The organism is Pseudomonas sp. ACN8 (genome assembly GCF_002303925.1).
Taxonomy (GTDB): domain Bacteria; phylum Pseudomonadota; class Gammaproteobacteria; order Pseudomonadales; family Pseudomonadaceae; genus Aquipseudomonas.
In genome coordinates, this window is sequence record NZ_MRCS01000082.1 from 1 (window position 1) to 12,479 (window position 12,479).

General features: G+C 61.3%; 12 protein-coding genes. 10 read left to right on the forward strand and 2 right to left on the reverse strand.

Features of this window, described 5'->3' with window-relative positions; genetic code table 11:
- The 5 genes from BSF44_RS28200 to rsd all read left to right on the forward strand — a co-directional run.
- Nucleotides 1-422: uroporphyrinogen-III synthase (locus BSF44_RS28200; RefSeq protein WP_256589173.1), on the forward strand; the 422-nt coding region annotated here is incomplete at its 5' end.
- Nucleotides 423-438: 16 nt separating this feature from the next.
- A complete protein-coding gene (locus BSF44_RS28205; RefSeq protein WP_095946284.1) occupies nt 439-1,602 on the forward strand; it encodes a uroporphyrinogen-III C-methyltransferase in 1,164 nt (387 codons plus the stop codon).
- The gene (locus tag BSF44_RS28210; RefSeq protein WP_095946285.1) at nt 1,599-2,837 is read left to right on the forward strand and encodes a heme biosynthesis protein HemY; all 1,239 of its coding nucleotides are present in this window, start codon (nt 1,599-1,601) and stop codon (nt 2,835-2,837) included. The genes BSF44_RS28205 and BSF44_RS28210 overlap by 4 nt, the downstream gene beginning before the upstream one ends.
- Nucleotides 2,838-3,100: 263 nt before the next feature.
- Nucleotides 3,101-3,652: a disulfide bond formation protein B gene (locus BSF44_RS28215; protein ID WP_095946286.1), complete on the forward strand. Its 552-nt coding sequence runs from the start codon at nt 3,101-3,103 to the stop codon at nt 3,650-3,652.
- Nucleotides 3,653-3,830: 178 nt separating this feature from the next.
- A complete protein-coding gene (gene rsd, locus BSF44_RS28220) occupies nt 3,831-4,289 on the forward strand; it encodes a sigma D regulator (RefSeq protein WP_095946287.1) in 459 nt (152 codons plus the stop codon).
- A 60-nt stretch (nt 4,290-4,349) separates the two neighbouring features.
- Here the strand turns inward: rsd and BSF44_RS28225 are convergent, their stop codons facing one another.
- Nucleotides 4,350-5,015 carry an FKBP-type peptidyl-prolyl cis-trans isomerase gene (locus BSF44_RS28225; protein WP_095946288.1) on the reverse strand — a complete coding sequence of 222 codons (666 nt, stop codon included), beginning with the start codon at nt 5,013-5,015 and terminating at the stop codon, nt 4,350-4,352.
- Between the two features lie 192 nt (nt 5,016-5,207).
- Here BSF44_RS28225 and BSF44_RS30555 point away from each other — a divergent pair, with 192 nt between their 5' ends.
- On the forward strand, nt 5,208-6,410 hold the full coding sequence (locus BSF44_RS30555) for an AlgP family protein (RefSeq protein WP_095946290.1): 1,203 nt from the start codon (nt 5,208-5,210) through the stop codon (nt 6,408-6,410).
- Here the strand turns inward: BSF44_RS30555 and BSF44_RS28240 are convergent.
- Nucleotides 6,407-6,871, reverse strand: coding sequence for a TIGR02444 family protein (locus tag BSF44_RS28240; protein WP_095946291.1), 465 nt, complete (start codon nt 6,869-6,871; stop codon nt 6,407-6,409). The two genes, BSF44_RS30555 and BSF44_RS28240, sit on opposite strands and share 4 nt — an antisense overlap.
- A 50-nt stretch (nt 6,872-6,921) precedes the next feature.
- Here BSF44_RS28240 and BSF44_RS28245 point away from each other — a divergent pair, with 50 nt between their 5' ends.
- The 4 genes from BSF44_RS28245 (at nt 6,922) to BSF44_RS28260 (ending at nt 12,330) form a co-directional block, all read left to right on the forward strand.
- Nucleotides 6,922-8,832, forward strand: coding sequence for an ATP-binding cassette domain-containing protein (locus tag BSF44_RS28245; RefSeq protein ID WP_095946292.1), 1,911 nt, complete (start codon nt 6,922-6,924; stop codon nt 8,830-8,832).
- Entirely contained in the window at nt 8,832-9,413 is a 582-nt protein-coding gene (locus BSF44_RS28250; protein WP_095946293.1) for a mechanosensitive ion channel family protein, read from the forward strand. The genes BSF44_RS28245 and BSF44_RS28250 overlap by 1 nt, the downstream gene beginning before the upstream one ends.
- 225 nt (nt 9,414-9,638) lie before the next feature.
- Nucleotides 9,639-10,271 (forward strand): homoserine/homoserine lactone efflux protein, encoded by a 633-nt coding sequence (rhtB, locus tag BSF44_RS28255; RefSeq protein ID WP_095946294.1) that lies wholly within the window; start codon nt 9,639-9,641, stop codon nt 10,269-10,271.
- Between the two features lie 160 nt (nt 10,272-10,431).
- Nucleotides 10,432-12,330 carry a cytochrome c/FTR1 family iron permease gene (locus BSF44_RS28260; protein WP_095946295.1) on the forward strand — a complete coding sequence of 633 codons (1,899 nt, stop codon included), beginning with the start codon at nt 10,432-10,434 and terminating at the stop codon, nt 12,328-12,330.
- Nucleotides 12,331-12,479 lie beyond the last annotated feature (149 nt).

Below are 12,479 nucleotides of genomic sequence, written 5' to 3' on the forward strand. Positions count from 1 at the left end.
ATCGGCGGGACGCGTCAGCAGCAAGCGCCAACCGATCACTCGTGACCAGCCTCGCCATAGACCGCTTTGAGGATGGCGTCGGCACCCTGGCTGAGCGTTTGCGTGAGCTTGGTGCTAGTGTCGAGTATCTGGAGCTGTACCGCCGGGGATTGCCGATTTATCCGCCGACACTGCTGCCGCAACGGATCCAGGCGGAACGCCTGAACGGGTTGGTGGTCAGCAGTGGACAAGGCTTTGAGCACCTGCATCAACTGGCCGGCGATGCCTGGCCGCAGTTGGCACGGTTGCCGTTGTTTGTACCGAGCCCCAGGGTTGCCGAAATGGCACGTGCCGCCGGGGCAAAAACAGTTGTGGATTGTCGCGGCGCCAGTGCCGCGGCCTTGCTGACGGCGTTGCGGGAGCATCCCGTACCCGTTTTCTGATGCAAAGGATGGATACGTGAGCGAAACAGCCTTGCCTAAAGATGACTCGCGACGGGTGCTCGATGCACCTGTTGATGCTCCTGTTGATGAAATGCCGCCACCACCACCCGTTGCCGAGCAGCGTCGAGGCAATGGTCTGGCAATCATCGCGCTGCTGTTGGGCGCAGCCGGTGTAGCGGTGGGCGGCTGGGGTGTCTGGCAGGTGCGTCACCTGCAGGCCAATAATCAGCAGCAACTGAGCCAGGTGCAGGCGCTCAATGACCAGGCGCAAAGCCTCAAGCTCAATGAGGAACGCCTGAGCGCGCGCCTTGCGCAATTGCCTCCCGCCGATGAACTGGAGGCACGCAGTCGTCTGGTGATTCAACTGCAAGGTGATCAGCAGCGGTTGAACCAACGGTTGGAAACCGTACTCGGCGCCAGTCGCAAGGACTGGCGCCTGGCCGAGGCCGAGCACCTGCTGCGTCTGGCCAGCCTGCGACTGTCCGCCTTGCAGGACATCAGCAGCGCCCAGGCACTGGTCCAGGGTGCCGACGAGATACTGCGCGAGCAGAACGACCCGGGCTCCTTTGCCGCTCGCGAGCAGGTGGCCAAGACCCTGATCGCCTTGCGCAGCACCGAACAACCGGATCGCACCGGGCTGTTCCTGCGTCTGGGCGCGCTGCGCGATCAAGTGGCCAGCCTCACCGAGTTGGCACCGGAGTACAAGGACCGTGGCGATTCGTTGCTGGGCCTGACTGCCGATGGCGACGGTGCCAGTCGCTGGGCGCAATGGTGGGATCAGATTTCGCGCTACATCCGTATCGATTTCAATGCCGACAAAAACGTTCGCCCATTGCTGGCCGGCCAGAGCCTGAGTCAGGTACGCCTGGCCCTGAGCCTGGCGCTGGAGCAAGCGCAGTGGGCCGCACTCAATGGCCAGGCGGCGGTTTACTCCCAAGTGCTGGACGAAGCGCGGGACATCCTCAAGGGCAACTTCAACCCGGACAACGCACAAAGCAAAGTCATGCTTGAGCAGGTGGCAGAGTTGAGCGTGCAACCCGTCACGGTCGTCACGCCGGATATGACCGGCACCCTGAGCGCGGTGCAGGGGTATCTGGAGCGGCGCAACGTCAACGCCGAGGATTCGGTCAAGCCACTCGCCAGGCCTGCCGCGAATGCCGCGCCGGAGGCCACGCCATGAGACGCCTCTATGTGATCGTGTTCCTCGTGATCGCCGCTGCCGCTGCGCTGGGGCTGGCGATTGCCGAACACTCCGGCTACGTGCTGATTGCCTACAAGACCTTCCGCTATGAGTCGAGCCTGTGGGCTACCTTGGCGCTGGTGGCTGTGCTCTGGCTGGTGATCTGGGGCATCAAGTCGCTGATCGAGCTGGTGATGGCTTCCAGTGGCGTGGTCAATCCGTGGTCACGACGTAACCGCAGCCGTCGGGTGCAAGTGGCGATCGAGCACGGTCAACTGGACCTGGCCGAGGGTCGCTGGGCCAGCGCGCAACGGCACTTGTATCGGGCTGCCGAAGCCGAGCGGCAACCGTTGCTTTACTACCTCGGCGCTGCTCGTGCGGCGAACGAACTCGGCAACTACGAAGAAAGCGACAACTTGCTGGAGCGCGCCCTGGAGCGTCAGCCTCAGGCCGAGTTGGCGATCGCCTTGAGCCACGCCCAGTTGCAGAGCGATCGCGGTGATACCGAAGGTGCCCTCGCCACCCTGCAAGCGATGCGTGAACGCCATCCTCATAACGCACAGACCCTGCGGCAGTTGCAGCGCCTGCTTGCGCAGCGTGGTGACTGGTCGGCGGTGATTCGCCTGCTTCCGGAGCTGCGCAAGGACAAAATTCTTCCGGCGGCCGAACTCGCCGAACTGGAGCGTCGGGCCTGGGGGGCGAACCTGTCCCTGGCGGCGCAACGGGAAGAAGACGGAACGGTGGGGCAGCAATCGCTTGAACGTGCCTGGCAACAATTGACTTCGGCACAGCGTCAGGAGCCGCAACTGGTGCTGGCGTATGCCGAGCAGTTGCGGCAACTGGGGGCTCAGGTCGAGGCCGAAGAAGTGCTGCGCACTGCGCTCAAACGCAGCTACGACAGTCATCTGGCACGCTTCTACGGACTGGTTCGCGGCAATGATCCGGCCCGTCAGCTGCAGGCCGCCGAAGGCTGGCTCAAGGACCATCCGGCTGATCCGGGCCTGCTGCTGACACTGGGTCGTCTATGCCTGCAAAACAGTTTGTGGGGCAAGGCCCGGGACTATCTGGAAAGCAGCCTGCGTGTACAGCGCAATCCGGAAGCCTGTGCCGAGCTGGCACGCTTGCTGGCGCAAATGGGCGATGCCGAGCGCAGCAACCAGCTGTTTCAGGAAGGCCTTGGGTTGTTGGATGAACGCTTGCTCGCGGCCCCTCTGCCAGTGCCGGTCCGCGCTTGAACCATTCGCTGGCGCCGGGCTCCGGCGCCTGAGCGATGACCTGCGGCGAGAGAGCAATCGCCCTCGCCTCCGTGCGATGAATCGTTGAAATTCAGTCGCAAAATTTCGTCGCGGGCAAAGTCCTACAGAGGACTACATTTTATCCTCTCGCCTGCGTCGGGATTTCCCTACACCTGTGCTGAAGTCTCCGTGGGCGCTTGCCTTGAAAGGCCGTCGCGCTTTCCTCTACCGTAATGGTCTGTCACTACTTTTACGGAAAAGCCATGTCTTTGGCCTGCTCACGCTCCTTGTTTTTCATGGCTTTCATTGCGGGTGCCCTGGCGATGGGTGTTTCCTATTACCTGGAATACGCAGTCGGCCTGCGGCCTTGCGGCTTGTGTCTGGTGCAGCGGTTTTGCCTGGCGCTCCTTACCGGTGTCTGCCTGATGGCTTCGGTCCATGGCCCCGGTCGCATCGGTAACGTTCTGTATTGGCTGCTCAATCTTTGTTGCAGCCTGGCCGGCACTGTCACTGCATGGCGACAAGTCCTGCTGCAAAGCCTTCCGGCTGAACAGGTCGCAGCGTGCTCGACGCATCTGGCGGACCCGTTGACCAATTCGCCGTGGCTATCGGTCGTACAGCAAATGTTGAAGGGTGCTGCCGATTGCGTGGAAATTTCCTGGACGCTGTTCGATCTGAGTCTCACCGAGTGGAGCCTGCTGTTCTTTGTCGCAATGATGATTCTGGCCGTTTACCAGTCGCTGCGACTGGTCTGGACCCGCTATCAGCGACCACTCAGCGGCGAGTCGTCGCACCGGGCCCTTGCGGGCGATTAAACACTTGTATGAACTTTATCGCCTGCGTACCTTGAAGCCAGTGTCGTGCGGGCATAATCTGGCCCGCACGTGTCATTGGAATTATGTTGCTCGATGACGCTCTGCCTGAAATCGCCCCCGACGTAACAAGAGGGCGACGGGCATTGAGCAGCTGACCCACAAGGGAAGAGAGATCACCATGCTCGAAAGTTGTCAGAATGCTCAGGAACGCTGGGGTGGAGTGCACCTGCTGATCGATCGCTGGTTGCAGGAGCGCAAAGAGCTGATCGATGCATACGACAAGCTCGGTGCCGATCCAGAGACACTGTCCACGAATCGCAAGCCTTTGCAGGAGTTCTGCGGCGTGCTGGTCGATTATGTATCGGCTGGGCATTTCGAGATCTACGAGCAACTGACGGGGGAGGCCAAGGCCTTCAACGACAAGCGTGGGCTGGAGCTCGCCGAGACCATCTACCCGCGCATCGATGTCATCACTGAAAAGCTGCTTGCGTTCAATGACCTTTGCGACGAAGGCAAATGCGTTGCGCAGAAGTTCAAGGAACTGGGTGGCCTGTTGCACGAACGCTTCGAACTGGAAGATTGCCTGATCGAAGTGCTGCACACCGCTCACAAGGAAGCCGATCCGGTTCAGGCCTGAAGCGCTTCCTGCAAGACCCTGAAACGGCGTGCCAAGGCACGCCGTTTTTCATTTGTGTTGTCAGCCGGTAGCGCCGCGCAATTCGACTTCGAATACCAGCGGAGTGAACGGAGCGATCACGTCACCGGCACCGTCGGCGCCATAGGCTTGAGCCGATGGAATCACCAGTCGCCATTTCGCCCCGACCGGCATGTTTTGCAGCGCGCTGCGCCATCCGGCGATCACGCTGTCGAGGCTGAACCATTGTGGCTGACTGTTCTGATCGAACACCGTACCGTCGGGCAAGCGACCGATGTACAGCACCTGCACCTTGCCGTTCGGTCCGGCCTTGGCGCCAGTGCCTGGCGTCAACTCCGTCAGCAACACGCCATCAGCCAGTTCGCGCACGCCGGGTCTGGCTTTCTCCGTGGCGAGAAAGCGCTGCTCTTTTTCCAGTGCCATTTCGCTTTGCGGCCCGGCTGACTGCATGGCGATCCGGGCCTCATGCTCGGCCAATATCTGTTGGATCTGCTCGTCCTTCAGCGCCAGCGGTTTGCCCTGATAGGCCTGCTGCAATCCTTCGACCAGTGCCTGGAGTTGCAGGTCGGGAACCTCCTGGCGCAAGCGTTCGCCAAGGCTTGCACCCAGGCTGTAAGCGAGATCGCGGGCTTCATTTTCCTGCGTTGTTTCGCCGGCCTGGGCCACCGAAAAAAACACGCACAGCGATAAAAAAAGGTAGCGCGACATGATCACTCTCCGACCTGAATTGCGGGCGATTATGCCAGCGAGAATGCGCACAGCGGTGAACTGCTTTTGCGCTGATGCAGAAGTTTTTCAATCCTTTGCAACACAGCGCTTTCGATAGTGTCAACATGCCCTAGCGGCGGTTGCAGCAGAGGTCTAGTATGAGCCGCACGCACTTCAGCCAGGAGGTAAACCATGTCGGCCACCAAGAAGCCAGTAAACACTCCGTTGCACTTGCTCCAACAACTCTCGGGCAGCCTGCTCGAGCATCTGGAAACCGCTTGTTCCGAAGCCTTGGCTGATGCTGAAAAACTGCTCGCCAAACTGGAAAAGCAGCGCGGAAAAGCGCAAGAAAAACTGCACAAATCCCGCACCAAATTGCAGGACGCCGCGGCGACCGGAAAAGCCAAGGCACAAGCCAAGGCCAAGGGCGCGGTGAGCGATCTTGAGGAGCTGCTCGATGCCCTCAAGAATCGTCAATCGGAAACCCGTGGCTACATTCTGCAACTCAAGCGCGATGCTCAGGAAAGCCTGAAACTGGCCCAGGGCATCGGTCGTGTACAAGAGGCTGTCGGCAAGGCGTTGTCCCTGCGTGCAGCCAAGCCTGCTGCGGCACCTGCGAAGAAAGCCGCCGCCAAACCGGCTGCTGCAAAAGCACCGGCCAAGCCTGCTGCTGCCAAAACAGCCACTGCCAAGCCAGTCGCTAAAACTGCCGCAGCCAAACCTGCTGCCAAACCGGTTGCGAGAAAACCGGCTGCTGCCAGCGCTGCAAAACCTGCGGCTAAAACCACGGCTGCCAAACCAGCCGCCGCCCGACCTGCCGCTGCAAGAGCTGCTGCTGCCAAACCAGCCGTGGCTAAAACCGCTGCCGCTAAACCGGCTGCCAAACCAACTGCAAAACCGGCCGCTAAACCAGCTGCCCGCACCGCGGCGGCGAAACCTGCTGCCAAGCCGGCTGCAAAACCTGTCGCTGCGAAATCGGCAGCAAAACCCGCTGCCAAGCCAGCGGCAAAACCTGCTGTAAAAGCGGCTGCCAAACCTGCTGCTAAACCTGCTGTAAAAGCGGCAGCAAAACCTGCTGTAAAAGCGGCAGCAAAACCTGCTGCCAAACCAGCCGCAAAACCAGCTGCAGCGAAACCAGCCGTTGCCGCCAAGCCAGCCGCTGCCAAGCCAGTTGCCGCCAAACCGGCTGCTGCAAAACCCGCTGCAAAACCAGCAGCCAAACCTGCAGTGAAAAAGCCGGTTGCCGCCAAGCCAGCCACCGCGCCGGTTGCCAAGCCAGCCGCTCCGGCTGCGCCGGCAGCACCTGCTCCGGCAGCAACTACCTCGACAGCCGCGCCAGCGCCAACGCCTGCCGCAACTTCGAGTGTTGTAACCACCCCAGCCAGCGCTTCCTAAGTGCCGGTTACCGCGACGCGCAGCTGATGCAGCGCGTCGCGGTGCAGGTGGGCGGCTTCAGCTGCCACACCTTCCAGCCAGGCCGATAGATCGGTCTCGGCATTTTGCGGCCAACTCTGCGCCGCTCTCTCCAGCCGCAACAACAGATGCCGTTCGGCTTCCAGCTCCAGTGCCTTCACTTGTTCGCGCAAGGTATGCAAGTCGGCGTCTTGTGTGGCCGTAGCTTTCCACTGTGTGCGCAAGGCACGTAGCGGCCGCACGACATCGGTGTCCCAGGCGACAGCCACGCTGCGTAGTTGCTGCAAGCGCTGCTCATCGCAGGCCACGCCTCGTTGTCCCAGCCACGCACTGCACAGCAACAGGCACACATTGGCTCCCGCCGACTGCAATTGCAGGCAAGCCTGCTCAACACCCGGACGGGCGTAAGTGGTCAGGGAAAAGCTCCACAGGTCAGAGGACATAGTGCTACTCGCGCCAGTTGCGAGCGAAGCTGGTAGACTCCGCCGCCATTATGATTCGACTTCAGAACCTGACTTTACAGCGTGGCCCGCAACGTCTGCTAGAAGACGCCGAGCTGACCCTGCACGCCGGCCAGAAAGCCGGCCTCATCGGTGCCAACGGCGCCGGCAAATCGAGCCTGTTCGCCTTGCTTCGAGGCGAGCTGCACCCTGACTCGGGTGATTGCTTCCTGCCGGCCGACTGGCGTATCGCCCATATGCGCCAGGAGGTCGACACACTCGAGCGCCTGGCGGTCGACTACGTGCTCGATGGCGACCTGCGCCTGCGCCAGGTGCAACGCGACCTGGCGGCCGCCGAAGCGGCCCATGACGGTGCCGCTCAGGCCCGTCTGCACTCCGAACTCGACAGCGCCGACGGTTACACCGCCGACGCCCGGGCGCGCAAGTTGCTGGCCGGCCTTGGGTTCACCAACGAGCAGATGGATCGCCAGGTCGGGGATTTTTCCGGCGGCTGGCGGATGCGTCTGAACCTGGCGCAGGCCCTGATGTGTCCATCGGACCTGCTGCTGCTCGACGAACCGACCAACCACTTGGACCTCGACGCCATCATCTGGCTCGAAGAGTGGCTCAAGAGTTATCCCGGCACCCTGATGCTGATCTCCCACGACCGGGATTTCCTCGATGCCGTGGTTGACCACGTGGCCCACGTCGATCAGCGCAAGATCACCCTGTACCGCGGTGGCTACAGCGCCTTCGAGCGCGCCCGTGCCGAACGCCTGGCCCAGCAACAGCAGGCGTACGAGAAGCAGCAGGTGCAACGTGCACACATGGAAAGCTACATCGCCCGCTTCAAGGCCCAGGCCACCAAGGCCCGTCAGGCCCAGAGCCGGATCAAGGCACTGGAGCGGATGGAGGAGCTGACCGCTGCCCACGTCGATTCGCCGTTCGACTTTGTCTTCCGTGAATCGCAGAAGATTTCCAGCCCGCTGATCGACCTGTCCGATGCCCGTCTGGGTTACGGCGACAAAGCCGTGCTGGAGAAGGTCAAGCTGCAACTGACCCCGGGTGCGCGAATCGGTCTGCTCGGCCCGAACGGTGCCGGTAAATCGACCCTGATCAAGAACCTTGCCGGTGAGCTCTCGCCATTGGCCGGCCGCTTGACCCGTGGTGAGAACACCGTGGTCGGTTACTTCGCCCAGCATCAACTCGATTCTCTGGACTCCAAGGCCAGCCCGTTGCTGCACTTGCAGCGCCTGGCACCGACCGAGCGCGAACAGACCCTGCGCGACTTCCTCGGCGGTTTCGACTTCCGTGGTGCGCGAATCGACGAGCCGGTGCTGAATTTCTCCGGTGGCGAAAAGGCGCGTCTGGCGTTGGCCTTGATCGCCTGGGACCGACCGAACCTGTTGCTGCTCGACGAACCGACCAACCATCTGGACCTGGAAATGCGCCTGGCACTGACCATGGCCCTGCAGGAATTCAGTGGTGCGGTATTGGTGGTTTCTCACGATCGGCACTTGCTCAAAAGCACCACCGACAATTTCTATCTGGTGGCGGACGGCAAGGTCGAGGAATTCGACGGCGACCTGGAGGACTACACCCGTTGGCTGGTGGAGTATCGCCAGCGCAACGCCCCGGTCAGCAACACGCCGGTCAACCCGGACAAGACCGACAAGAAAGCCCAGCGACAGGCCGCTGCGGCGCTGCGCCAGCAACTGGCGCCGCACAAGCGCGAAGCCGACAAGCTTGAAGCCGAACTCGGCAAGCTCCACGAAAAACTGGCGAAGGTCGATACCAGCCTCGGCGACAGCGACATCTACGAACCGGCGCGCAAGAACGAATTGCGTGATCTGCTGGCCGAACAGGCCAGGCTGAAGGTGCGTGAGGCGGAGCTGGAAGAAGCGTGGATGGAAGCCCTGGAGTTGCTGGAAGGCATGCAGGCGGAGCTGGAGGCACTGTCCTGATGGATACCTTCAAACTGCCGCTGCCTGCGGTGTGGGCCGAGCCGATCTGGCTTGGCGTGCAAATTCTGCTGATCCTGCTCGCCGGCTACTTCACCCAGCGCTTCGTCGCCAAAGGCCTGAGCCGCCTCGGTGAGCGTTACCCGTTCCCGCCGCAACTGATGATGCCGCTGCGGGGCGGATTGCGCTGGCTGATCATGGGCAGTGCGTTGATATTCGTCCTGGAACGACTCGGGGTCTCGGCAACAGTGCTCTGGACCGCGTTGTCCGGTTTCGTCGCGGTTGCGGCGGTGGCGTTTTTCGCCATATGGAGCGTGCTCTCGAACCTGCTGTGCGCGATCCTGATCTTTACCGTCGGCCCGTTTCGCATAGGTGACGTGGTCGAGTTGGTGGACACCACCGACAAACCCGGCGTCAAAGGCAGGGTGGTGGCGATCAACCTTCTTTACACCACGCTGATCGAGGCCGAAGAACTCGGCACTGGCAGCGCCATGGTGCAGGTGCCCAACAGTTTGTTCTTCCAGCGTTCGGTACGACGCTGGCGCGGGACGGATGTGTTTCCTTCCAGCGGGTTTGAGAAGTAAGGACTCTGTTGCCTGACAGATTGCTTTCGCGAGCAGGCTCGCTCCCACAGTTGATCTTCAGCGAACACAATTCTTGTGAGCAGCAGAGACCTTCCTGTGGGAGCGAGCCTGCTCGCGATGGGGGCCTCAAGTCAGCAGTCGCCCTGTCCTACAAAAAATCGGTAGTCATCCAGTCAAAGCCGCATTAGCTTAGACGTCTGTCACGAGTCTGAGTCGAGGTGTGCAATGGAGCTTCAAACATGGCTGGCGTTTTTTGCCGCCTGCTGGGTGATCAGCCTGTCCCCCGGTGCCGGCGCCATTGCGTCGATGTCCAGCGGCCTGCAATACGGCTTCTGGCGCGGCTACTGGAACGCCCTGGGCCTGCAACTGGGCCTGGCTTTGCAGATCGCCATCGTCGGTGCCGGTGTCGGCGCCATTCTCACGGCGTCGGCCACGGCGTTCTACGCCATCAAATGGTTTGGCGTGGCGTATCTGGTATACCTCGCGATCAAACAATGGCGCGCGCTGCCCAACGATATGAGCGATGACGCGGCGCTGCGACAGATCGGCAAGCCGATGTCCCTGGTGTTCCGTGGTTTCCTGGTGAACATCAGCAACCCCAAGGCGCTGGTGTTCATGCTGGCGGTGCTGCCGCAGTTCATCGACCCCCATGCTCCACTGCTGATTCAGTATCTGGTAATCGGCGTGACCATGGTCTGCGTCGACCTGATCGTCATGGCCGGCTACACCGGTCTGGCGTCCAAAGTGCTGCGTCTGTTGCGCACACCGAAACAGCAAAAACGCATGAACCGCACCTTTGCCGGGCTGTTCATCGGGGCGGCGGCGTTCATGGCGACGTTGCGCAAGGCCGCCGTTTAAAACGGCGACTGACAAAAAAGGCGACCCTGGTGGTCGCCTTTTTCGTTTGGGGAGCAATTCCAGAAACCAATGCAATTACGAAGAAGTATCAACAAAGCTTGAGCGAAACCCCTCTGGCGTTAACAATATGTAACTTCGTATTTCCAATTGAGATTCATTCATGATTGCCCCCTCCCGTTTCCTGGCCTGGCTGTTGCTGCCGTTTTTGGCTGTGTGCAGTTTTCAGCTACTGGCCGCTCCCGCCGAAGGTGCACCGCAGGCGCTGCACTTGCTCGATTACATCGGCGTGGATTACCCGGACACGGTGCAGGCGGGCAGCATCACGGACCAGGCCGGATTTCGCGCGCAGCAAGAATCGCTCAAGACGCTGGGAAGTCTGATTGCAGCCATGCCGGCCAAGCCGGAAAAAGCCGCGCTGGAGCAAAGCCTGGCTGCGCTGGGAAATTCCATCGGTGCCCGTCAGGAGGGTACCGGGGTCACTCGCCAGGCTCGGCAACTGAGTGCGAAGCTGGCCGTGGCCTATGAAGTCAGCCAGGCCCCGGTGATTACACCGGACCCGATACGCGGCGCGCCGCTGTATGCTCAGCATTGCTCGGTCTGCCATGGCGATACAGGGGCCGGCGACGGCCCGGCGGGTGTCGGCATGACGCCTGCGCCCTCCAATCTGCGTGATACCACACGACTGGATCGACTGAGCCTCTACGCGATCTACAGCACCTTGGGCCTGGGCATTGAAGGCACCGACATGCCGGCCTTTGCCGATCAACTGGATGATCGTCAGCGTTGGGACCTGGCCACCTATATCGCCAGCTTCAGTGTTGACCCGGCGGCGGGCAAGGCTGAAAAGACCTACAACATCGCCGATCTGGCTCGTCAGACCCCGGCCGAAATACAGGCCGTCGAAGGCCCGCAAGCCGCCGCGACCTTCCGTGCCCAGCGGGCGCAACCGCCGCAGGTCAAGCGTGGCCCGGCGCAACTGCTCGACTACACCGTGGCCACTCTGGACAAGAGCATCGCGGCGTATCGTTCGGGTGAACATGATCAGGCTTACGACTTATCGGTAGCAGCGTATCTGGAGGGCTTCGAACTGGTTGAGAGCTCGCTGGACAACATCGACGCCAACGTGCGCAAAGACACTGAAAAATCCCTGATGGCCTACCGTCAGTCATTGCAGGACGGCCTGCCGGTGAGCGAGGTCGAGCAGCGCCTGGACGTGGCCAAGGACAAGTTGAAGGCATCGGCGGGTCTGTTGGGCAACGAGGGTTTGAGCTGGTCGCTGAGTTACATTTCCGGCCTGCTGATTCTGCTGCGCGAAGGTCTGGAAGCGATTCTGGTGCTGGCGGCGATCCTCGCTTTCCTGCGAAACACAGATCAACAGGCGGCGGTGCGCAGCGTTAACCTCGGTTGGGGCCTGGCGTTTGTGGCGGGGCTGGGCACTTGGGCGCTGGCAGCCTATGTGATTGACGTCAGCGGTTCACAACGCGAATTGCTGGAAGGCGCGACGGCGTTGTTCGCCAGCGTCATGGTGCTGTGGCTGGGTGTGTGGATGCACGATCGTCGTCACGCGGCGGCCTGGCAGGACTACATCAAGACCAGCCTGGTGGGCGGCGGCGGGCGCTTCGGTTTTGCGACCCTGGCGTTCTTCTCGGTGTATCGCGAATTGTTCGAAGTGATTCTGTTCTACGAAACCCTGTGGTTGCAGGCAGGCCCCGCGGGGCACAACGCCGTGCTGGCCGGTGGGGCCACGGCACTTGTGCTGCTGGTCGGCCTGGCCTGGGTGATTTTGCGCGGTTCGGCGAAGTTGCCGCTGGCGCTGTTCTTCAGCATCAATGCCGGTCTTTTGTGCGCCTTGTCGGTGGTGTTTGCCGGGCATGGCGTGAAAGCGCTGCAGGAAGCCGGGATTTTCGGCACGCGGCCGGTGCCGTTCTTTGACTTTGAATGGCTGGGGATCCATGCCGATGCGTATTCGTTGAGCGCCCAGGCTGTGGCGATCATTGCGATTGTCGTGTTGTACGGTCGTAGCCGGGTGGTTGAGAGGCAGCGGGTGCAGGTTTCTTAAACGGCATTCGCTTCGCTCATATTCGCGAGCAGGCTCGCTCCCACAGGATTGGGTATAACCTGTGGGAGATTCTATGGTTGAGGAAAAACCAATGCGTGTGTGGATCGATGCCGACGCCTGTCCGCGGGCTGCCAAGGATCTGGTGGTGA